Raw genomic sequence first — 21,043 nt, forward strand, 5'->3', positions numbered from 1 at the left:
GTTCGAGCATGATCCCTTCGGAAAACCGCTTCACACTTTTCCGGATCATGCTTTGGGCGCCGCGGAACTTTTCCGATAACCAACTGTTTCCTTTGGCGGACTTTTCCCGCTTCCCCTAAGCTCAATGGGCACCGACCTGGGGACATCGTGCCGAAACTGACATTGCCAGTCCGTCTCGCGCTTCTGGTCGCGGGAACGATGTTGCCGCTGATCATTTTCGCGGTCGGGATCGTCTTCCACAATTATCAGCGGGATCGCCAGGCGGCCACGCAGCGCGTGCTGGAGACGGCGCGCAGCATCCGCCTGCTGCTCGATGCGGAAATGCAGCGCATGACCGGCGGGCTGCAGGTGCTGGCCCTGACCAACTCGCTGCGCAACAGCGACTTCGACAACTTCCGCCGCGTTGCGGTCGGCTTCATCGACCAGTACGGCAAGGACGGCGTGGTGCTGGTGGCGGACCGCGCCGGACGCCAGGTGTTCTCCTCGCTGACGCCGGACACCGCGAGCCTGCCGCCACGCAACAATCTCGAGATCCTCGAGAAGGTGTTCACGACGCGGCAGCCGCAATACTCCAACCTGTTCTTCGGCGCGGTGAAGCAGCGGCTGATCATCACTGTCGAGGTACCGGTGAAGCGCGACGGCGAGGTGCTCTACGACATCTCCTTCAGCCCGCCGATCGAGGTGTTCCAGGCCATCATCGAGAAGCAGCGCCTCAACCAGGACTGGACCATCTCGATCTTCGACAGCGACGGCGTCAACCTGGCGCGGGTGCCAAACCCGCAGGCGACCATCGGCCAGCGCGCCTCGCCGTCGCTGTTTGCCGAGATGTTCCGCCAGAGCGAGGCGACGCTGCCAACCGTCTCGCTGGAAGGCGTGGCGCTGATCACGGGTTTCACCCGGTCGCGCGTCACCGGCTGGACCGTCGCCGCGGGGATCGCCGAGAACTCGCTGGTGGCGCCGCTGTGGCGCTCGCTGGCGATCACCAGCGTGATCGGTGGCGTCCTGCTGCTGGTCGGGCTCGGCTTTGCGGTGCGGATGGCGACCACGATCGCGCGCGGCGAGATGCTGCACGATCTCCTGATCGAAGAGCTCAACCACCGCGTCAAGAACACGCTGGCGATCCTGCAATCGATCGCCACGCAGACCTTCCGCAGCGCAAGCCGCACCGAGCGCGACAAGTTCGAGGGGCGGCTCGGCGCGCTGGCCGAGGCGCATAATCTGCTCTCGACCGACAAATGGCAGAGCTCCGACTTCCAGGACGTGCTCAGCCGCGTGCTGCGGCCGTATCTGCTGAACAACGCCGCCGATCGGGTCAAGATGTTCGGACCCCGCGTGCCGCTGTCGCCCCGGCTTGCTTTGGTGCTGTCGATGATCCTGCATGAGATGGCGACCAACGCCGCCAAATATGGCGCGCTGTCCAACGACACCGGCACGGTGACGCTGGACTGGGAGATCCTCAACGAGAGCCCCGGACCGAGGCTGCGGATGATCTGGACCGAGGCCGGCGGCCCGCCGGTCACCGCGCCGGTTCAGCGCGGCTTCGGCTCTCGCCTGATCGAGCGCAGCGCCCGCGACCAGCTCGGCGGCGAGGCCACCGTGGATTTCCTGCCCCACGGCGTCGTCTACACCGTGACCAGCACCCTCGAAATCGACGGCTGACCGGCAGGAGTGGCCGATCCTGCGACATCTTGGCACGCAAGTTGCTATGATTGGCGGGTTCGGCCGGCCAGAACCAGGGGGAAGTCATGTCGACCATCACAGCGGAAGCGACAGTTGCGCGCAAGCCGCTTTACACATCACTGTTCTTGCAGGTGCTTGTCGCGCTGCTGCTCGGCATCGTCATCGGCATGGCCGCGCCCGATTTCGCGATCGGGTTGAAGATCTTCAGCGATGCCTTCCTGAAGCTGATCTCGATGATCGTGGCGCCGATCGTGTTCTGCGTCGTCGTGCACGGCATCGCCGGTGCCGGCGACCTCAAGAAGGTCGGCCGGGTCGGCGTCAAGGCGCTGGTCTATTTCGAGGCGATGACTACGGTCGCGCTCGTGGTCGGCCTGCTGCTCGCCTATCTGTTCGGCCCCGGCCACGGCATGAACATCGACACCTCGACGCTGGATGCCAAGGCGCTCGGCAACTATGCCAGCAACGCGCAGAAGCTGAAGGGCGAAGGCATCGGCAGCTTCCTGCTCAACATCATCCCGACCACCTCGTTCGACGCGCTGTCGCGCAACGACGTGCTGCAGGTGTTGTTCTTCGCCATCATCTTCGGCGTCAGCCTGGCGCTGGTCGGCGGCGAGAAGGGCGAGAAGATCTCCTCCTTCATCGACGCGGTCTCGACCGTGCTGTTCCGCGCCATGGGCCTGATCGTGCGCTTCGCTCCGATCGGCGTGCTCGGCGCCGTCGCCTATACGGTCGGCAAATACGGCGTCGGTTCGCTGAAGCAGCTGCTATCGCTGGTCGCGCTGTTCTACGTGTCGGTCGCGATCTTCGTGCTCGGCGTGCTCGGCGCCGTGATGGCGCTCGCCGGCATCAACATCCTCAAATTCCTCGGCTACCTGCGCGAGGAGCTGATGATCGTGGTCGCCACCGCATCGTCCGACGCGGTGCTGCCGCAGGTGATGCGCAAGCTGGAGCGTTTCGGCGTCAAGGATTCGGTGGTCGGCCTCGTGATTCCGACCGGCTATTCCTTCAATCTCGACGCCTTCTCGATCTACCTGACGCTTGCGGTCGTGTTCATCGCGCAGGCGACCAACACGCCGCTGTCGTTCGGCGACCTGATGCTGGTGCTCGGCGTGTCGCTGATCACCTCGAAGGGTGCGCACGGCGTGCCCGGCTCGGCGATCGTCATCCTGGCGGCGACGCTCAACGCCGTGCCGAGCATCCCGGCGATTGGCCTCGTGCTGGTGCTCTCGGTCGACTGGTTCATCGGCATGGCGCGCGCAGTCGGCAATTTGATCGGCAACTGCGTCGCCACCGTCGTGGTCGCGGCATGGGAAGGCGACCTCGACCGCGACAAGGCCCGTCGCGTGCTCGAAGGCGCCGAGGCGGTTGACGTGACCGCGGGCTGAGCCGCGCGTCCCAAGCCGAGCAGCGTCCCGCGCGTGGCGCGGGGCGCTGACTTACTTGATCAGCCTCAAATACGGCGGCAGTTGCCGGGCCGTCGATTGTTCCAGCACGGGCTCATCCGAAGCGATCATGTCACAGAGGGCCTTCAGCTCGGAATCCGTGACCTTGTGGAGCTCCATCCGAAGCTCGAGGATGGCAAGGGACAACAGCCGTGCCGTCTCCGTGTTCGCCCGGTCAGTCAGGAACGCCTGACATTCCTCCAGCGTTGCGAGCAGCGCCAGCAACCGTTCTTCCGTGTTTGCGACCGGCATATCTTCAACTCCCGAAGCCGCGAGGTAGAGTCGAGGCGTTCCCCTCTTTCGCTTCATTGGCCCCTCCCGCCAGAGTTCGCCGGCTTGTCGTAGGCACACATTTGTTCCAGATGATTGAGAACTTTTGGGCAATTGTCCAGCAACATTCCGAAAGCCTGACTTGGACTTACGTCAAACTCTTGCAAATCGGATGATTCAGTCAAGCACTCGCCGGCCACTTCTCGACCTCAGGCTGCACTAGCTGGGGTTGCATCCACGCAACGACGCCCGTACAATACAGCGGCCCGTAGAACTACGGGCGCTGTGCGTTGACGCCTATTATGCATGTGCGCAAAATCTGTGTCGATCAAACTCGCGCTAGTTGTGGTTTGGTCAATATTTTGCCAAATGTAGAGGGCGGGGTGTCGACAGACACCTTGGCGCGGTCGACTTCAGGTAGTCGACCGAGTTGGTACTAGGGTGTTTCCAATGCGCTTTTGCGGTTGGATACCATCCCGCGATCTTCCTGGATTTCGTGGTTCCGACGAACTGGCGATCCACTCGAGCTTAACGCGGTACATCATGAACGTGTCCCTGACCCAGCCGGGCCAGGGATTCTCGATTTGAAGGACGGGTCACAAGAATGAACAGATCAGCAGCAAAGAAGATGAAGCAGCGCAGTGCCGGCAAGCCGGACATTGAGTTGGGCAAGCGGATTCGCCTGCGCCGTGTCGAGCAAAAGATCTCGCAGGCCGAACTCGGCGACAAGCTTGGCGTCAGCTTCCAGCAGGTTCAAAAGTACGAGAAGGGCGTCAACCGTGTCGGCGCTGCCCGCCTTCAGCAGATCGCGACGGCGCTGGATGTGCCGGTCACCTTCTTCTACGACGGCGACAACAAGGCTCGCGAAGTCGAGAGCCTGCTGTTCCTCGACAGCGCGTTCAGCCTCCGGTTGCTGCGCGCCTACAGCAAGATCAAGGATCAGACGGTGCAGCGTCAGCTGGTGTCGCTGATGGAATCGATCGCCGCCAACGAAGACTGAGCGCGGATCGGGTCGCGGCGCCGCGAACGCGATCCCACCACACCGCAACGGCCGGTCGCCGGCCGCTGTGGCCGCACACGCCGGTCGGACCGAGAAGATGTCGAAGCGCTGCCATCGCCGATGGCAGCGCTTTTTCTTGAGGCGCTTCTGTCTTTCAAGATTTTGTGATCCAGGCGGATAGCTTCAGTCCCCGCCGGATGCGCGGTCATGAAGCGGCGACGAGCATCGCGTCATGATCTCATCGCTCCACGTGAGCATGCGCGCAGATCGCCGCGCATGCTCGCCGCGCTTTTCCAGCTCGCGCTCCGACTGCCCATCTCGCGCAGCGCATGCGCGCGCAATGCGTCGCTATTCTGTCGCGCGGCCAATTGTCGCCCGCACATCAGGCGACCTCATAACTCCCGCATTTCCTCAGTTGAACCGGCGCCGCCAGAACCAAGTGCACGAGCCTGTCTTTTTTGTCGCAGCAACGAAGTGGCCCGCATGGACGTTCTCAGGCTTCAACCAAGGAGATCTCGATGAATATCAAGCTTGCCGTTATTGGACTCGCCGCGCTTGGAAGCGCAGCGTTGATGTCCGGCGCGGCATCCGCGATGCCCAACGGGCTTCCGCAAGCCGGTCACATCGCGGGCGAAACGTCCAATGTCGACAAGGTGCGTCAGGTCTGCGATCGCTGGGGCCGCTGCTATTGGCGACCGGGCGCATACGGCTACTACGGACCGCGCCATCACGGATGGCATTATCGTCCGCAATTCCACCATCGCCCGCATCATTACGGGCACCGCCCTCATCACGGCGGACATCATGGTGGCCATCACGGCGGCGGACATCACGGCGGACACCATCGCTAATCATCAGCGAGGGGGCTTCGGCCCCCTCACCCTTCCGCGCTAGAGCGCTGCCAGCACCGCCTTCGCGACATCGGTCGTGCCGTTGCTGCCGCCGAACTCAAACGGCTTGATGCCGTCGGCGTAGACCTTGTCGACCGCGCGCTCGATCCGTTCGCCGGCTTCGACGGCGCTTTCGAGTCCATGCTTGTCGGCGAGCCAGTCCAGCATCATCGCGGTCGACAGGATCATCGCGGTCGGATTGGCCATGCCCTGCCCCATGATGTCGGGCGCCGTGCCATGACACGGCTGAAACACCGCGTAGCGGTCGCCGATGTCGGCTGACGGCGCCATGCCCATGCCGCCGATCAGACCGGCGGTGAGATCGGACAGGATGTCGCCGAACATGTTCTCGGTCACCATGACGTCGAAGTCCCACGGACGCTTCACCAGCGCAGCCGCGGCCGCATCGATGTAGAGGTGGTCGGCCTTGACGTCGGGATGATGCCTCGCAGTCTCGTCGAAGATGTTCCGGAAGAATGCGAACGCCTTGAACACGTTCGCCTTGTCGACGCAGGTCAGCCCGCCATTGACCTTGCCGCGCGCCTTGCGGCGTTCGGCGAGCCGGAACGAGAACTCGAACAGCCGCTCGGAGGTGTGGCGCGTGATCACCATCGTCTCGCGCGCCTCGCTGTCGGTGACGACGCCCTTGCCCATCGAGGCGAACAGGCCCTCGGTCGATTCCCTGATCACGACGAGGTCGATACCCCGCTGGTCGGCGCCGACGATCGTGCTCGATACGCCGGGGATCAACCGCGCGGGCCGCACGCCGGCATAGAGATCGAAGATCATGCGCAACTCGATCTGCGGCGCGATCTCGGTGTTGTCGGGATAGCGCACCGACGGCAGGCCGCAGGCTCCGAGCAGGATCGCGTCGGCCTCCTCGCACAGCCGGATTGTGCTTTCCGGCATCGACTTGCCGGTTTCCTTGTAATGGCCCGCGCCGGCCGGCGCCTCGGTGAAGCGAAATTTGAGGCCGGCCGACGCCTCGATCTTGCGCAGCACGTCGAGCGCCGGCGCCATCACCTCGGGGCCGATGCCGTCGCCACCGAGGACGGCGATGTGGAGTGCGTTGTTGGCCGACATGAGATTCTCCGGAACACAACAGTCATTCCGGGGCGATGCGAAGCATCGAACCCGGAATCTCGAGATTCCGGGTTCACGCTTCGCGTGCCCCGGAATGACGGAAGAGAGACTACGGCGTCAGCACCGCGCGGCCGACCAGCTGGCCCTTCTGCAGATTGGTCAGCGCCTCGTTCGCCTTTGCCAGCGGCATCGGCGTGACCGGGATCGCCGGAATCTTCTTGGTCCGCACCAGGTCGAGCAGCTCCTGGGTCTCGCGCAGATTGCCGACATAGCTGCCCTGGATGGTGACCGCCTTGATCGGGATCAGCGGCAGCGCCCAGGGTGCGCCGCCGCCGAACAGGCCGACGATCACGAGCTTGCCGCCCTTGGTCAGGCAGTCGAAGCCGAGCTGCGAGGTCTGGGCATTGCCGACCAGATCGATCGCGGCACGGATCGGCTGGCCGGCCTTCTTGACGAGCTGTTCCAGCGCGTCGGGCGCCTTGCCGTCGACGGTCGCGAGCGCGCCGGCGGCTTCGGCCGCCTCGCGCTTCCTGGCGTCGATATCGACCACGATCGCACCCTTGCCGCCCATCGCCTTCAACAGCGAGAGCGCCATCAGGCCGAGACCGCCGGCGCCGAAGATCACGATCGGCGTGTCGAGATCCTTCTCGACCTTCTTCAGCGCGCTGTAGGTCGTGACACCGGAGCAGGCATAGGGCGCGGCCGTGACGGGATCGAGCCCCTTGAGGTTGAGCAGGTACTTCGGATGCGGCACCGTCATGTGGTCGGCGTAGCCGCCGTCGCAATAGACGCCGAGCGCATTCGGCTTGATCGCGCACATGTTCTCGTCGCCGCCGAGGCAGGTCGGGCATTTGCCGCAGCCGAGCCAGGGATAGGCCAGCGCGACATCGCCGACCTTGAGGCCGCCCTTGTCGGCGTCCCTGACGTCGGGCCCAAAGGCCACGATCTCGCCGACCGTCTCATGGCCCATCGTGCGCGGCAGCGAGACGCCGCGGTCCTTCAGCGACAGCGGCTTGCGGCCGTGGCCGAGATCATAGCCGCCCTCCCAGATATGCAGGTCGCTGTGGCAGACGCCGGCGGCCTTGACCTTGATCAGCACCTGCGTGCCCGACGGCTGCGGCGTCGGCTGATCGACCTCCTTCAAGGGGGCGTTGAAATCGACGACCTGGAAACTCTTCATCGCTGTTCTCCCGTAGCTTGTTCTTGCGGCGGACCTTGCCACGCCTGCCCGTCCGGGACAAACGCGGTGTCGGCCTCCGGATATTTAGATCAGGGGATGATGGCAAGCCGCGAACTGGCCGGGCGCAACCACGCGCAGTTCCGGCACTTCGCTGGCGCAGCGCGCGTCGGCCCGCGGGCAACGGGTGCGGAAGCGGCAGCCGGAGGGCGGCGCGATCGGCGACGGCGGCTCGCCGACCGGAACGCTTTGGGTCGGACGTACATCCGGATCCGGCACCGGGATCGCCTCGATCAGCAGCGCGGTATAGGGATGCGCCGGCCGTGCAAACAACTGCTCCGATGGGCCGACCTCGCAGAGCCGGCCGAGATACATCACCGCGACGCGATCCGAGACCGCCTTCACCACGGCAAGGTCATGGGCGATGAACAGCAGGGTCAGGCCGTAGCGCGCCTTCATCTCCTCCAGCAGATTGAGGATCTGGGCGCGGATCGAGACATCGAGCGCGGACACCGGCTCGTCGCAGATCACGAATTCCGGATTGAGCACCAGCGAGCGGGCGATGCAGATGCGCTGGCATTGTCCGCCGGAGAATTCATGCGGCAGGCGTCCGCTCACCAGCGCCGGATCGAGGCCGACCGCCGACAGCACGTCGCTGACGCGCCGCCGGCGTTCCTCGGGATCCTTGACGCCCGCGATCACCAGCGGCTCGGCGACGATGTCGCCGATCCGCCGCCGCGGATTGAGCGAGGCAATCGGGTCCTGGAAGATCAGCTGCACGCGCCGGCGCATCTTGCGCAGTGGCTCGCCCTTCAGCGTGGTGAGATCGTGCCCATCGAACAGCACCTTGCCGGAGACAGCCTGGCGCAGTTGCAGCACCGCGCGGCCAAGGGTGGACTTGCCGCAGCCGGATTCGCCGACCAGCCCCAGCGTCTCGCCGCGCGCGATCTCGAGACTGACATCGGAGACGGCATGGATGGTCTTGCCTCCCACCGAATATTCGACGACGAGGTTTTCCACCTTCATCAGCGGATCGGGTGCTGCCTGCAGCATCATGCGCGGACCCCCGCGGTGATCGGATGGAAGCAGGCGTAGAGATGCTCCGGCGTTTCGGCCCGGCTGAGCTGCGGCTTCTCCGCGCCGCAGCGCTCCGCGGAATAGCGGCAGCGCGGCGAGAACGAGCAGCCCTTGAGCGGCCGGGTCGGATCGGGCGGCCGCCCCGAAATCGCCGGCAGCGGCGTATGCGGCGCGACGTCGAGCTTCGGCAGCGCGGCGAGCAGCGCCTCGGTGTAGGGCATCCGCATCTGCTTGAACAAGGCAGGCGTCGGCGCGCGTTCGACGACGCGTCCGGCATACATCACCGCGACCTCGTCGGTGCGGCCGGCGACCACGCCGAGGTCATGCGTGATGATGATCATCGCCATGTGACGGCGCTGCTGCTCGCGCGCCAGGAGATCGAGGATCTGCGCCTGGATCGTGACGTCGAGCGCGGTGGTCGGCTCGTCCGCGATCAGGAGCTGTGGCTCGCAGGACAGTGCCACCGCAATCGCGACGCGCTGGCGCATGCCACCGGAGAGCTGGTGCGGATATTGCGCGAGGCGCTGCTCGGGCGCGGGAATGCCGACCGCCGCCAACAGTTCGATGCTGCGTTGCCGGGCCTCGGCGAGATCGAGCTCGAGATGTTCCACAATGGTCTCGATCAGCTGGGTGCCGATGGTCAGCACCGGATTGAGCGAGGTCATCGGGTCCTGGAACACGACCGCGAGCGAGCGGCCGCGCAGCTTGCGCAATTTCTCGGCCGGGAGTTTCGTCAGGTCCTGCCCGTCGAACATCACGCGGCCGGACAGTTTCGCCTTCTTGGGCAGCAGCTGCAGGATCGCGCGCGACAGCATGGTCTTGCCGCAACCGGACTCGCCGACGATGCCGAGCGTCCTGCCGGCGCCGACGGCGAGATCGACATGGTCGACCGCCCGCAGATTGCCGCGCGGCGTCGGCAGGTCGACCACCGCATTCTCGACCGAGAGCAGCGTCCGGCTCATAGCGCCCCCTGCCTGGGATCGGTCAGCGCGCGCATCGTATCGCCGATCAGGTTGAACGAGAGCACGGTCAGGAACATCGCGATCGCCGGAATGAAGGCGAGCCGCGGCGCCACCTCGAGGCTCTCACGCCCCTCCCCGATCATGCTGCCCCAGCTCGAGATCGGCGGCGGCACGCCGAGGCCGAGGAAGGACAGCGAGCCCTCGACCACGATGGTGACGGCGACGCCGAGCAGGAAGAAGGCGAGCAGCGGCAGCATCACATTGGGCAGCAGCTCGCGCAGCAGGATGCGCGCATGCGTGGCGCCGAGCGCCTGCGCCGCGATGACGAATTCGCGCCGCGCCAGCGACAAGGTCGCCGCCCGCGCCACCCGCATGAAGGCTGGAATGCCGAGCACGCCGAGGATGCAGGTCAGATTGAAGATCGACTGGCCGAGATAGGCGGTGACCGCAAGCGCCAGGATCAGCGGCGGGAACGCCAGCAGCACGTCCATGCTGCCGACCACGAAGGATTCGAACCGGCCGCGGAAATAGCCCGCGAGCATGCCGAGCGCGCCGCCGATGGTGACACCGATCATCGGTGCGCAGAGGCCGACGATCAGCGAGATGCGCGCGCCATAGATCAACCGCGACAGCTCGTCACGGCCGAGACCGTCGGTGCCGAGCCAATGCTCGGCGGAGATCGGCGCCCGCCGCTCCAGCATGTCCATGTCGGTCGGGCTCGGCAGCGGCAGCAGGTCGGCAAAGATCGCGACCGCGAACACCAGCGCCATCCAGCCGATCGCGATCCAGAACAGCATGCCGAGCCCGCGGCGGCGCCGGGCGGGCGTCGCACCGGCCTCTTCCTCGAGGCTGAGCTCAAGCGTGGCCATGGCGAATCCTCGGATCGAGAAGGGCGTAGAGCATGTCGACGATGAAGTTCATGATCACGAAGCCCGCGGCAACCAGCAGCACCACGCCCTGCAGGATGATCAGATCGCGGGTATAGATCGCACCGACCAGGAGGCGGCCGATCCCCGGCAAGGCGAAGATCGACTCGACGATGACGGCACCACCGATCAAGCGGCCGATATTGATGCCGGTGATGGTGACGAGCGTCAGCGACGACGGCTTCAACGCGTGCACGAACAGGATGCGCGACGGCTTGAGGCCCTTCGCCTTGGCGAGCGCGATGTAGTCCTCCTGCAGCGCCGCGATCATGTCGGAGCGCAGCACGCGCATGATGCCCGGCCATTCCGCAAGCCCGAGCGTCAACGCCGGCAGCACCATGAAGCGCAGATTGGCGACCGGGTGCTCGGTGAACGGCACGTAGCCGGTCGCCGGCAGCAGACGCAGCTCGACCGCAAACAGATAGATCAGCAGGATCGCGGACAGGAAGGTCGGCACCGACAGCATGCCGAAGGCCGAGCCGGTCATGAAGCGGTCGAACGCGCTGCCGGCCTTGGCCGCGCAGGCGATCGCCAGCGGCACGCCGATCGCGAGCCCGATCAGCTCGGCCAGGATCATCAGCTCGAACGAGACCGGGACGCGGTCGCTGACAGCCTGCAGCACCGTCTGCCCGGTGCGGAAGGATCGTCCGAAATCACCCTGCAGGATGTGCCACAGCCAGCCGAGGTAGCGCAGCCAGATCGGCTGATCGAGCCCCATGTCGTGACGCAGGGCCGCGACGTTCTCCGGCGTCGCCTGGTCGCCGAGGATCACATAGGCCAGATCGCCGGGCAACAGCGAGGCGATCACGAAAGTCAGGACCGAGACCGCGATCAGCACCGGTACCAGGTACAGGAGCCTGCGCGCGACGAAGAACAGCATGAAAGGCTATTCCTTCCAGGCGTCGGAGACGTCGAGCACCCCGTTGAACATCTTCGGCACGCCCTTCACCTTCGCGCTCGAGATTGCGTAGTAGGTGTTCTGGAAGGTCCAGAACCAGATTGCTTCCTTGTTGATCAGGCGGCTGATCGCGCAATAGTCCTCAGTGCGCTGGGCGACGTCGGCCGTGGTCCGCGCATGCTCCAGCAAGCGGTCCAGTTCCGGGTTGGAGTAGTTCGCCAGCGCCACCGGGCTGCCGGTGTGGAAATTGGCGTACATCTGCGGATCGGGATCGGCGAGATCGACGATGCGCCACGGCGTGAGCTGGAACTGGCGCATGAAGGCGCGCGGCGGAATCGTTGCCTGATCGACCTGCTCGATCTCCATGTTGGCGCCGATACGCTTCCAGAATTGCTGCAGCACCTGGCCGCCGGTGCGGCCGCGCGGCGTCGCCGTGACCAGCATCTTGAATTCGACCGGCTTGCCGTAATCCTTGATCAACGCCTTGGCCTTTTCGACATCGTAGGGCAGCGCGCCATCATCCTTGCACTTCACCCAGGACCCGTCGCCGTAGGGATTGCTGGCCGGTCGCGCCAGGCCATTGGTAATCGCCTGCGACATCTTCGTTCGGTCGAGCGCCATCACCAGCGCCTGGCGCACGCGCACGTCGTCGAACGGCGCGACCTTGGTGTTGAAGGCAGCGACCGCAGCCCCCGAGCCTTCATAGGTATGCACGGTCAGGCTCGTGTCCTTGCGCGCCCTGATGATGTTGTCGGCATCGGCTTCGTCGTCCCAGATGATGTCGGCCTCGCCCGATTGCAGCGAGGCAAAGCGCGACTGTGCATCCGGCAAGGGCTTCAGGACGATGCGGTCGAGATAGGGCTTGCCCTTGTTCCAGTAGTCCGGGTTCTTCTCGAGCACCATGCGGTCGCCGGCGGTCCAGGACTTCAGGATGTAGGGACCGGTGCCGACCGGGTTGCGGTTGTAGTCGTCGCCCTTGGTCTTCCATGCGGTCGGCGACTGCATGACGTTGTTGGAGCTTTGAATGGTCTGCGTCGCCGGGAAGTTCACGGCCGGGTCGCTGAAATTATAGACCACCGTCAGGTCGTCGACCGTGTTCACGCTGATGATGTTCGTGATGTAGAACGCGCAACGGCATTTGTTGGCGGGATCCTTTTGGCGGTCGAAATTCTCCTTCACCGCCTTCGCGTTGAATGGCGTGCCGTCATGGAATTTGACGCCTGGACGCAGCTTGATGGTCCAGGTCTTGAAGTCTTCCGAATGCTCCCATGACAGCGCGAGCTTCGGCTTCACCTCGCCCTTGTCGTCGAGTGTGGTCAGCGTGTCGAAGATTGCGGCAGCCGCGGTATTGGCTGAGGTGTCGTAGACGCCGACCTTGAGCGGGTCGAAGCCGGGAATGTCGAGTTCCTGGCCAACGTTGAGCGTGCCGCCCTGCTTCTGCGCATTGGCCGGTGCAGCGAATGCCGCGGCACTGAATCCCGCCACAAGAAATATGCGCGCAACGGCGTGCGCGCGCCCGACCAGCTTCATCAATGCTCCCTCCCAGGTGGGCGACGTCCGGTGTTCCGGATCGTCGTCTGTTGGGCGGCAGATTGTCCGGAATCGCCGCGCGCGACAAGACCGTAATACGGATGAAAAGCCGCAGGCTTAACTACGCACCCCTCTTTGCCGATTGCGCCGCGAAGCCTGCGATCTGATCCTCGGAGAGCCCGATCTCCTTCAGATAGGACAGCGTGTGCTCGCCGAGCGTCGACATCCGCTTGCGCGCACCGACCGCAGCGCCGGACATGCGGAACGGCAGATTGAGCACCTTGAAGCTGCCGCCGCCGTCCACAACCTCGGCCAGCGCGCCGCGATGGGCGATCTGCGGATCGGCGAGCGCCTCGCGCACGGTGCGATAGGCCGATGACGGCACGCCATACTCGTTGAGCGCGGCAAGGCAGGCCTGCGTGCTGACCGAGCGCGACCACGCCTCCACGCCCTCCATCAGGCCTGCCCAGTTCTCCCGCCGATCGGCATATTTGGCGAAGCGCGGGTCGGATACCCAATCGGGACGGCCGATCACCTGCATCAGGTTCTGGAACGTCTTCTCGCTGGCGATCGCCACCATCACGTAGCCGTCGGTGGTTTCGATCGGGCCGAACATCGGGCGCTGGGTTTGCTTCACCTCGAATTGCGACCACTGCAACTCGTTCAGGGTCAGGCTGAGCATCGATTCCAGCATCGAGACGTCGATGTGCTGGCCCTTGCCGCTGGCGGCGCGCTGGTAGAGCGCCGCCGAGATCGCACCGAAGGCGTAAACGCCGGTCAGCACATCGGCGTGGTAGATGCCGCAATAGTCCGGCCGGCTGCGGCCCGGCTGATAGGCGAGATGCGCCATCTCGTATCCCGAGGCGGCATGGATCACCGGCGCATAGGCCGGCAATTCCGCTGATGGGCCAGTCTGGCCGTAGCCGGAGATCGAGCAAAAGATCAATTTTGGATTGATGTCGCGGATAGAGGCATAGTCGAGGTTCAGCCGCCGCATCACGCCGGGACGGAAATTCTCCACCAGCACGTCGGCGGTGGCGATCAGCCGGCGCACGGCTTCGACGCCGGCCGGCGACTTCAGGTCGAGCACCAGGCTGTTCTTGCCGATATTGAGCTGGCCGAACGCCGTCGAGCAATTGTTGCGCACCGGCGGCCGCGTCCGCATCGTCTCGCCCTCGGCGGGCTCGATCTTGATTACCTCCGCGCCCATGTCGGCGAGCATCCGCGTGCAATGAGGTCCGGCGATCGTGGTCGAAAAATCGAGCACGCGAAGGCCGTCGAAGCTCCGTGTCAAATTCCCCTCATCGTCAGCGGCTATGGTCGTCGGCAAGGCTTCCTCCACCTTCGTCATTGGTTGTTCGGCGTCGCGTGACCCTAAAGTGAGCCGCCCTGACAGGAAAGCGTCTCGTCCAGACCGGGAGCGCGGGCCGTCTTGCATTTTACTCAAAGGCAGATTGGACCCGATCTTGCATAGCCATGTCACGGGCTGGAACGAGGGCGCTTGTTGAAGGTCTTATTCGTCACGACGGAGATGGACGATTTCGTCCGCGTGGGCGGGCTCGCCGCCGTTTCCGCTGCCCTTCCGCGGGCGCTCCGCCCGTGGAGCGACGTCAGGATCATGCTTCCCGGCTACCGGGATGTGGTCGAACAGTTCACGCATATTGAAATCGTTGGGCAATGCCGAGCGCTCGCCGAGATGCCGGCCTGCACGCTCGGGCGTGCGTCGACCAGGGACGGACTTCCGGTCTACGTGCTGCTGTGCCCGCAACTCTACGAAAGGCCGGGCAATCCCTATGGCGATGAGTCCGGCCGCGACTGGCCCGACAACGACATCCGCTTCGGCCGCTTTGCCTCGGCCGCTGCCGAACTTGCAGCCGGAACGCTGGACAAGAATTGGGCAGCGGACCTCGTACACGCCAACGATTGGCAGGCCGCGCTCACACCGGCCTATCTCGCCTGGCGCGGCGCGCGGATTCCGTCGATCCTGACCATCCACAATCTCGCCTATCAGGGCCTGTTTCCGAAGGACTCGCTGCGGCGGATCGGCGCACCGGAAAGCTCGTTCCACATCGACGGGCTGGAGTTCTACGACAAGCTCTCCTTCCTCAAGGGCGGCCTCGTCTACGCCTCGCATCTGACCACGGTCAGCGCGACCTATGCCAGGGAGATCACGACCGCAGAGCTCGGCTGCGGCCTGGAAGGCCTGCTCCGGGTGCGCTCCGATGCCGACCAGCTGACCGGCATCCTGAACGGCATCGACGAGAGCTGGGATCCGCGCCACTGCGCGCAGCTCGCACAGCCGTTCGGCGCCGGCGACTGGAAGGGCAAGCAGGCCAACGCCGACTATGTCCGCCGCCAGTTCGGCCTTGCGGTCTCGCGCGGGCCGATCTTTGGCCTCGTCGCCCGCCTCGTGCATCAGAAAGGCGTCGACCTCGTGCTGTCGGCCGCCGACGAGATCGTCAGGGACGGCGGACAGATCGTCGTCACCGGCAGCGGCGAGCCGGCCATCGAGGATGCGCTGGTGGCCGCGCATCGCCGCCGGCCCGATGCGATCGGCGTGATCATCGGCTTCAACGACGCGCAGGCGCGCCGGATCTTCGCCGGCAGCGATTTCACCCTGATGCCGTCGCGCTTCGAGCCCTGCGGCCTCAGCCAGATGTATGCGCAGCGCTTCGGCTCGCTGCCGATCGGCCACCAGACCGGCGGGCTTGCGGAAACCATCGCCGACGGCGAGACCGGCTTCCTGTTCGCGCAGCCGTCGACGGAATCCTTTCTCGGCGGCGTCAGGCGCGCCTTCGACGCCTACCGCGCCAAGGACCGGCTCAACGCCATGCGCTCCAGCGCGATGGCCAAGTCCTACAGTTGGGACCTGTCGGCCGCCTGCTACGGAGCGCTGTACAAACGGGTGGTCATGCCGCGCGTGATGGCGTAGGCGGCCCGCGTCGCGGGCTTGTGAAGCCGGGCGGCTGTGGGATCCCACCGGCCCGGTAACAATCGGGTCATTGCACCGAACCTTTCAGGCGATCACGTCGCCACACGGCTGGACGACGACGCATGCGTGAAATTGCGAATGATGACTTTTGGCCAAACGCGATTGCGATGGAGGAACATCATGGACGTCAACGAAGAGCGCCTCAATTCATTCATGGGAAAGATGATCGGCGATGTCGGCGCGGCGATGAACGCCTCGTTGATGCTGCTGGGCGACAAGCTCGGGCTGTACAGGGCCCTCGCGCAGGGCGGGCCGATGAATGCCGCGGCCCTGGCCAAGGCAACGGGAACGGCCGAGCGCTACATCCAGGAGTGGCTGTCGGCGCAGGCGGCCTCCGGCTACATCGAGTACGACAAGGCATCCGGAAAATTCTCGATGCTGCCCGAGCAGGCGCTCGCGCTGGCCGACGAGGACAGCCCGGTCTTCCTCGGCGCCGTCGGAAGCCTGGTCGGCGCGACCTTTCTCGATGAGCCAAAAATTACCGACGCCTTCAGGACCGGCAAGGGCGTCGGCTGGAACAGGCGCAGCGAGTGCCTGTTCTGCGGCACCGCCCGCTTCTTCCGTACCAGCTACAAGCACTATCTGGTGCAGGAATGGCTGCCGGCGCTCGAGGGCGTCGTCGACAAGCTGAAGAAAGGCGCTGTCGTCGCCGACGTCGGCTGCGGGCACGGCGTCTCGACGCGATTGATGGCGGAGGCGTTTCCGAAATCAACCTTCTACGGCTTCGACTATCACGACGGCTCGATCGAGGCGGCGCGGAAGTCCGCGCGGGAGGCGGGACTGTCGGACCGCGTTCATTTCGAAACGCACTCCGCCAAGACATTCCCGGCCAAGGGCTATGACCTCGTGTGCTTCTTCGACTGCCTGCACGACATGGGCGATCCGGTCGGCGCCCTCAAGCACACCCGCTCCACCCTCGCCGACGACGGCACCTGCATGCTGATCGAGCCGTTCGCCAACGACCGGCTGGAGGACAACCTCAATCCGATCGGGCGCGTCTACTACGCCGCCTCGACGATGATCTGCACGCCGGCGTCGCTGGACCAGGAGGTCGGGCTCGCGCTCGGCGCGCAGGCCGGAGAGGCAAGACTGCGCGAGGTGGCGCGCCAGGGCGGCTTCTCGCGGTTCCGCCGCGCCGCGGAGACGCCGTTCAACCTGATCCTGGAAGCTCGCCCGTAAGACGGGCAACCGCACAATGCGATTGGGCGGCGGCATCACGCCGCCGCCCAACGCTGCAATGCCGATCTGACGCCGCGGCCGCTCGTTGCGGCCTGCGTCCTCGACGCTCCGTTACCAGTCCTGTTGCGATTGCCAGAAGTACTGGCCGCCGCGCCGGCGCGGATTGGCCGCTTGCGGATTGCCGTAAATCTGGGGATTGCCGTACTGGGGATTGCTGTATTGGGGACTGCCATACGGGGTGCCGTATTGGGTGCCCGATTGGGGATTCCAGCTGCGCTGAGAGAAGAAGCCGAAACCGTCGTCGTCCCTGCTCGCAACCATGTCGTCGGTCATCATGGGCCGGGTCGGCTTGCGCGTGATGAAACCACCCTGGGGCTGGTTGCTCAGCACGGCGACGAACTCGGTGCGATAGTTGGTCTCGGCGCTCAAAGGCTCGTCCGAGATGATGATCGAAGAGCGCGCAACGGCGGTCGGCGCGATGCGGTCCAGTACATCCTGCGGGATGGTGACACGGTCGAGCGCGTCCTTGGCGTTGTCTCCCTCGTCGATCGTCACCTGGGTCCAGCGCAGGCCGCCCGCGTCGTTGCGCGCCATCGCCGTATAGATGTGCGTACCTATCGGTTTGTCCGGATCGCGGATCGTGACGGGAACCTCGATGCTCGAGTCGAACACCTCGCCGCCATCAGCCCACGGCTTGTGGGTGTTGCGCCGAACGTAAAGCTTCTGCGTCGCGCGGCTGATGTAGACGGACACCGGCTCCAGCGCGAGCTTCGCCTCGGTCGCCGCCTTCTGGGTATCCGCCTTCTTGGTCTCGGCCGCCTTGGCGGCGTCCTTGGCGGCGGCTGCCGCATCAAGCTTCGGCTTGGCGTCGCCCTGGGCGGCCTCGAACTGCGTGGTCGCTTCCGCGGCCTTGGCCACTGCCTTCTGCTTCAGATCCTCGGCGCGCGCCTTGGCCTGGTCGGTCTTGGCCGCGGCGAGCGTCTTGTCGGCCAACGCAACCGCAGCGTCGGCACGGGTCTTGATCTGCTGCAATTTGCGCAGCGACGCAGGCGTGAACAGTGCGGCCTCCTTGGTCGCGGCTATCGAAACCTTCTTCGCCTCGTCGGCTGCCTTGGCGGCATCCGCGGCCTCGCGGCCGAGCTTCTCGGCGCGCGCCGGAGCCGCCGCAATGGCTTGCGCGTTCGGCACGAACAGCGCCGGATGGGTGAAATCGACCGGGGCCGGATCGTTCGGCGCGATGATCACCCGCATCCCGATTCGGGTCTTGTCGAACAGCTTCTCGGCAAAATCGTAGGGCATCCGGACGCAGCCGTGCGAGGCCGCATATCCCGGCAACGGCCCGCCATGCAGCGCGATGCCGTTCCAGGTGATGCGCTGCATGTTGGGCATCCAGGCATCGTCATACAGGGTCGAGTGGTGGTCCTTGTCCTTCTCGATCAGCGCAAAGACGCCGGCCGGCGTCTCGCGTCCCTTGACGCCGCTCGAGACCGGCGCACGGTAGATCCAGCCCTCGGCGTCGTAGAGCGTCACCTTCTGGGCCTTGATCGACACGATCGCCATGATCGGCTCGCCAGCGGTGCGCGGCGCGGTCGCCTCGACGGCTGCCGCGGGACGCTGCTCTTTCGCCGCGACGCCACCGGTCAGTGACGCAAGTGTGACCATCGCTGCGAAAGTCACAAAGGCGGGTTGGCCCCAACGCCGCATCGCTCCGGTGGTTTGCGCCGTCGTCGTTCGATGTACCATGCCGCTCCTCGGTCGAAATGCCTGCCCGCGCTCCGTCAATCCCGTACCAGACCGCGATTTTGGATTGATTAATCGCCGCCACGGTCCAACGCGCGAACTCGCTCCTGGGGACCATCGGACTCGTTCCAGCAGCAAATCACTTATGTATTCACTCATATATGACGGCACATGCAGGAGAAAGGGTGCCGCGCAGCAAAACCGACCGGTAGCCGTATCCCAGTCTGGTCGGTGGCGGCCAATGGTGCCGCGGTTGTGCCCTGCCATCATGACGTCCGCCGCGTCTCCGGCATCACCAGCCAGATCACGAACAGCCCGAATGCGGCGATCCCGGCCAGCCCCATGAAGGCGGTGCTGCTGCCGAGCTTGTCGCTGACATAGCCGGCCAGCACCGTGCTGAGCGACGCGCCAATGCCGACTGCGGTGCCGACAATGCCCTGCGCCAGGTTGAAATGGCCGCTGCCGAAGGCGATGTCGGCCACGATCAGCGGCACCATCACGCTGAAGATCGCCGCGGTGATGCCGTCGAAAATCTGCACCATCACCAGCACATAGGGGTCGCGCACCGTCGCGAACAACAGGCCGCGGATCGCCAGCGCGGCGAATGCGATCAACAGCAGCGGCCGCCGCCCCCAGGCCTGGGCCTTGCGGCCGACCGACGGCGAGGACAGCGCGACGATCGCCTGCGGCACAATGATGCAGGCAGCGATCAGGACCGGCGCCCATTGGCTCGACCGTGTCGTCACCACGCCCGCCATCAAGGGCAGCATCGCGGCATTGGCGAGCTGGAACAGCATCATCGCGCCGGCAAAGATCAGGAGCGGCCGCTGCCGCACCAGGCTGACGACGCTGGTGGCGCGCTTGTCGGGGACTTCCCGTTTCACCTCGCCATGGGCCTGCGCGATGTCGATCTCGCGCTCGCGGATCCGCGCCAGTGACAACAGCGTCGGGATCGCCAGGATGAAAGTGACGAGGAACACCGAGCGGCTCGACAGCAGATAGCCGCAGGCGCCCATCAGTGCCGCGGCCGAGCCGCTGCCGAGCGAGGCGAAGCGCGCATTGCGGCCGAGCCGCTCGCCGATCGCAAGCGGCCCGACCAGGCCGAGGCTGATCGCGGCGATCGCCGGGCCAAGCACGCAGCTCGCGAGCGCGTGCAGCGTCGCGGCGAGCGTCACCACGGGAAAGATCGGCCAGAGCGCATAGGCCAGCGCGCTGGCGCCGATCGCGGCCACCGCACAGCCCGCAACGACCCGCTCGGAGCGCGCCGCATCGACGATCGCCCCGCCAGGCATCTGGCCCAAGAGGCCGATAATGCCGCCGATCGAGAGCACGAAGCCGATCTCGACCTGGGTCCATTTCTGTGTCGTCAGATAGACCGCGACGAACGGGCCGAAGCCGGTCTGCACGTCGGCCAGGAAGAAGATGAACCAGTCGAGGCCGCGCTGGCTTTCCCGCGACGGCCCGCGCGGTTCCTCCGGAGTGGGCTGATCGGGGACAATTGACACAACGTTGGTGCTGCCGGCTGATCGCTCGCCACGATCGTCGCCAACCGTCTCTAAAGAAGAGTTCGGACGCGCGACCAGCTCTACCCCCCTAATGTTCGTAATCCCATGGATGCAGGCTTCCCGCCGCGCCCAGCACGATCAGCGGCGTATCTTCCTTGTACTCGGGCGCAGCGCTCACCTGCTGCTTGTTGAGGTCCAGCGTGATGCTGTCGCTCTTGCTGGAAACACCGGCGAAACGCAGCGCGTTCCAATCGACCACGATCTTGCGGCTGCCGACGCCGAGGAAGCCGCCGAAATCGATCACTGCGGCGCGGACCTTGCCGTCGCGGTCGACAATGACGTCGACGATACGGCCCATGTTCTCATTGGCGGAACTGCGAACGTCGCGCCCGAGAATGCCGTGCGCATCGCGAGCACCGATCACAGTCACCGACGGCGGCGGCGACGGTTCCTTGGACGGTTCCTTGGACGATTCCTTTGAGGGCTCCTTCGCCTGCTCCTTCGGCGTCGCAGAGGCTGCTGGCGGCGCCTGGGCTGCCGGCGGCGCAGGAGTTGCTGGCGTTGCTGGCGGCGCCTGCACGGCCGGCGGCGATGGTGCAGGCGCCGGCGCTTCGTCGTCGGCGGCCCGGACACCCGCGCATGCCAACAGCGCCGCTGCGACCAGCATCATCATCATCCTCGGACGCATGTTA

18 protein-coding genes are annotated in these 21,043 nt (G+C 65.3%); 6 read left to right on the forward strand and 12 right to left on the reverse strand.

The window, feature by feature from the left end:
* The first annotated feature begins 147 nt into the window (after window positions 1–147).
* Together QA635_RS29470 and QA635_RS29475 are read left to right on the forward strand one after the other, a co-directional pair.
* Entirely contained in the window at window positions 148–1,659 is a 1,512-nt protein-coding gene (locus QA635_RS29470) for a sensor histidine kinase (RefSeq protein WP_283063021.1), read from the forward strand.
* An 86-nt stretch (window positions 1,660–1,745) separates the two neighbouring features.
* Window positions 1,746–3,065, forward strand: a complete 1,320-nt coding sequence (locus tag QA635_RS29475) for a dicarboxylate/amino acid:cation symporter (protein ID WP_283063023.1) — start codon at window positions 1,746–1,748, stop codon at window positions 3,063–3,065.
* Window positions 3,066–3,116: 51 nt separating this feature from the next.
* On the opposite strand, the gene QA635_RS29480 is transcribed toward QA635_RS29475, so the two are convergent.
* Entirely contained in the window at window positions 3,117–3,374 is a 258-nt protein-coding gene (locus tag QA635_RS29480) for a hypothetical protein (RefSeq protein WP_057017519.1), read from the reverse strand.
* Window positions 3,375–3,996: 622 nt separating this feature from the next.
* Between QA635_RS29480 and QA635_RS29485 the strand changes: the two genes are divergently transcribed.
* Together QA635_RS29485 and QA635_RS29490 are read left to right on the forward strand one after the other, a co-directional pair.
* Window positions 3,997–4,392 (forward strand): helix-turn-helix domain-containing protein, encoded by a 396-nt coding sequence (locus QA635_RS29485; RefSeq protein ID WP_016844123.1) that lies wholly within the window; start codon window positions 3,997–3,999, stop codon window positions 4,390–4,392.
* A 518-nt stretch (window positions 4,393–4,910) separates the two neighbouring features.
* Complete coding sequence (locus tag QA635_RS29490; protein ID WP_283063024.1) at window positions 4,911–5,243, forward strand: hypothetical protein; 333 nt, start codon at window positions 4,911–4,913, stop codon at window positions 5,241–5,243.
* 39 nt (window positions 5,244–5,282) lie between these two features.
* On the opposite strand, the gene QA635_RS29495 is transcribed toward QA635_RS29490, so the two are convergent.
* The 8 genes from QA635_RS29495 to QA635_RS29530 all read right to left on the reverse strand — a co-directional run bounded on the left by QA635_RS29495 (window position 5,283) and on the right by QA635_RS29530 (window position 14,286).
* Window positions 5,283–6,365, reverse strand: coding sequence for an isocitrate/isopropylmalate dehydrogenase family protein (locus tag QA635_RS29495; RefSeq protein ID WP_283063025.1), 1,083 nt, complete (start codon window positions 6,363–6,365; stop codon window positions 5,283–5,285).
* Window positions 6,366–6,474: 109 nt separating this feature from the next.
* Window positions 6,475–7,545 (reverse strand): alcohol dehydrogenase, encoded by a 1,071-nt coding sequence (locus tag QA635_RS29500; protein WP_283063027.1) that lies wholly within the window; start codon window positions 7,543–7,545, stop codon window positions 6,475–6,477.
* Window positions 7,546–7,629: 84 nt separating this feature from the next.
* A complete protein-coding gene (locus QA635_RS29505; protein WP_057017523.1) occupies window positions 7,630–8,598 on the reverse strand; it encodes an ABC transporter ATP-binding protein in 969 nt (322 codons plus the stop codon).
* On the reverse strand, window positions 8,595–9,581 hold the full coding sequence (locus QA635_RS29510; protein ID WP_057017524.1) for an ABC transporter ATP-binding protein: 987 nt from the start codon (window positions 9,579–9,581) through the stop codon (window positions 8,595–8,597). Before QA635_RS29510 ends, QA635_RS29505 begins: the two co-directional genes overlap by 4 nt.
* Complete coding sequence (locus tag QA635_RS29515; protein WP_283063028.1) at window positions 9,578–10,450, reverse strand: ABC transporter permease; 873 nt, start codon at window positions 10,448–10,450, stop codon at window positions 9,578–9,580. Before QA635_RS29515 ends, QA635_RS29510 begins: the two co-directional genes overlap by 4 nt.
* Window positions 10,437–11,387 (reverse strand): ABC transporter permease, encoded by a 951-nt coding sequence (locus QA635_RS29520; protein ID WP_283063029.1) that lies wholly within the window; start codon window positions 11,385–11,387, stop codon window positions 10,437–10,439. The genes QA635_RS29515 and QA635_RS29520 overlap by 14 nt, the downstream gene beginning before the upstream one ends.
* 6 nt (window positions 11,388–11,393) lie before the next feature.
* A complete protein-coding gene (locus tag QA635_RS29525; protein ID WP_283063030.1) occupies window positions 11,394–12,935 on the reverse strand; it encodes an ABC transporter substrate-binding protein in 1,542 nt (513 codons plus the stop codon).
* A gap of 121 nt (window positions 12,936–13,056) precedes the next feature.
* The gene (locus QA635_RS29530) at window positions 13,057–14,286 is read right to left on the reverse strand and encodes a CaiB/BaiF CoA transferase family protein (RefSeq protein ID WP_283063031.1); all 1,230 of its coding nucleotides are present in this window, start codon (window positions 14,284–14,286) and stop codon (window positions 13,057–13,059) included.
* A gap of 153 nt (window positions 14,287–14,439) precedes the next feature.
* On the opposite strand from QA635_RS29530, the gene glgA reads away from it, so the two are divergent.
* Together glgA and QA635_RS29540 are read left to right on the forward strand one after the other, a co-directional pair.
* Window positions 14,440–15,867, forward strand: coding sequence for a glycogen synthase GlgA (glgA, locus tag QA635_RS29535; RefSeq protein WP_283063032.1), 1,428 nt, complete (start codon window positions 14,440–14,442; stop codon window positions 15,865–15,867).
* A 180-nt stretch (window positions 15,868–16,047) separates the two neighbouring features.
* Window positions 16,048–17,106 (forward strand): class I SAM-dependent methyltransferase, encoded by a 1,059-nt coding sequence (locus tag QA635_RS29540; RefSeq protein ID WP_283063033.1) that lies wholly within the window; start codon window positions 16,048–16,050, stop codon window positions 17,104–17,106.
* Window positions 17,107–17,217: 111 nt separating this feature from the next.
* Here QA635_RS29540 and QA635_RS29545 read toward each other — a convergent pair whose 3' ends face one another.
* The 3 genes from QA635_RS29545 to QA635_RS29555 all read right to left on the reverse strand — a co-directional run bounded on the left by QA635_RS29545 (window position 17,218) and on the right by QA635_RS29555 (window position 21,027).
* Window positions 17,218–18,849 carry a L,D-transpeptidase gene (locus QA635_RS29545; RefSeq protein WP_283063034.1) on the reverse strand — a complete coding sequence of 544 codons (1,632 nt, stop codon included), beginning with the start codon at window positions 18,847–18,849 and terminating at the stop codon, window positions 17,218–17,220.
* 263 nt (window positions 18,850–19,112) lie between these two features.
* Window positions 19,113–20,351, reverse strand: coding sequence for an MFS transporter (locus QA635_RS29550; protein ID WP_283063035.1), 1,239 nt, complete (start codon window positions 20,349–20,351; stop codon window positions 19,113–19,115).
* Between the two features lie 88 nt (window positions 20,352–20,439).
* Window positions 20,440–21,027 carry a PRC-barrel domain-containing protein gene (locus QA635_RS29555; protein WP_141340353.1) on the reverse strand — a complete coding sequence of 196 codons (588 nt, stop codon included), beginning with the start codon at window positions 21,025–21,027 and terminating at the stop codon, window positions 20,440–20,442.
* Between the last annotated feature and the right edge of the window lie 16 nt (window positions 21,028–21,043).

The sequence above is a fragment of the Bradyrhizobium brasilense genome (genome assembly GCF_029714345.1).
Lineage (GTDB): Bacteria > Pseudomonadota > Alphaproteobacteria > Rhizobiales > Xanthobacteraceae > Bradyrhizobium > Bradyrhizobium australafricanum.

Excerpts from the sequence above, each read along its gene's own strand:
- QA635_RS29475 (WP_283063023.1), top strand. The coding sequence starts at position 1,746 with ATGTCGACCATCACAGCGGAAGCGACAGTTGCGCGCAAGCCGCTTTAC.
- QA635_RS29480 (WP_057017519.1), bottom strand. The coding sequence starts at position 3,374 with ATGCCGGTCGCAAACACGGAAGAACGGTTGCTGGCGCTGCTCGCAACG.
- QA635_RS29485 (WP_016844123.1), top strand. The coding sequence starts at position 3,997 with ATGAACAGATCAGCAGCAAAGAAGATGAAGCAGCGCAGTGCCGGCAAG.
- QA635_RS29490 (WP_283063024.1), top strand. The coding sequence starts at position 4,911 with ATGAATATCAAGCTTGCCGTTATTGGACTCGCCGCGCTTGGAAGCGCA.
- QA635_RS29495 (WP_283063025.1), bottom strand. The coding sequence starts at position 6,365 with ATGTCGGCCAACAACGCACTCCACATCGCCGTCCTCGGTGGCGACGGC.
- QA635_RS29500 (WP_283063027.1), bottom strand. The coding sequence starts at position 7,545 with ATGAAGAGTTTCCAGGTCGTCGATTTCAACGCCCCCTTGAAGGAGGTC.
- QA635_RS29505 (WP_057017523.1), bottom strand. The coding sequence starts at position 8,598 with ATGATGCTGCAGGCAGCACCCGATCCGCTGATGAAGGTGGAAAACCTC.
- QA635_RS29510 (WP_057017524.1), bottom strand. The coding sequence starts at position 9,581 with ATGAGCCGGACGCTGCTCTCGGTCGAGAATGCGGTGGTCGACCTGCCG.
- QA635_RS29515 (WP_283063028.1), bottom strand. The coding sequence starts at position 10,450 with ATGGCCACGCTTGAGCTCAGCCTCGAGGAAGAGGCCGGTGCGACGCCC.
- QA635_RS29520 (WP_283063029.1), bottom strand. The coding sequence starts at position 11,387 with ATGCTGTTCTTCGTCGCGCGCAGGCTCCTGTACCTGGTACCGGTGCTG.
- QA635_RS29525 (WP_283063030.1), bottom strand. The coding sequence starts at position 12,935 with ATGAAGCTGGTCGGGCGCGCGCACGCCGTTGCGCGCATATTTCTTGTG.
- QA635_RS29530 (WP_283063031.1), bottom strand. The coding sequence starts at position 14,286 with ATGACGAAGGTGGAGGAAGCCTTGCCGACGACCATAGCCGCTGACGAT.
- QA635_RS29540 (WP_283063033.1), top strand. The coding sequence starts at position 16,048 with ATGGACGTCAACGAAGAGCGCCTCAATTCATTCATGGGAAAGATGATC.
- QA635_RS29545 (WP_283063034.1), bottom strand. The coding sequence starts at position 18,849 with ATGGTACATCGAACGACGACGGCGCAAACCACCGGAGCGATGCGGCGT.
- QA635_RS29555 (WP_141340353.1), bottom strand. The coding sequence starts at position 21,027 with ATGATGATGATGCTGGTCGCAGCGGCGCTGTTGGCATGCGCGGGTGTC.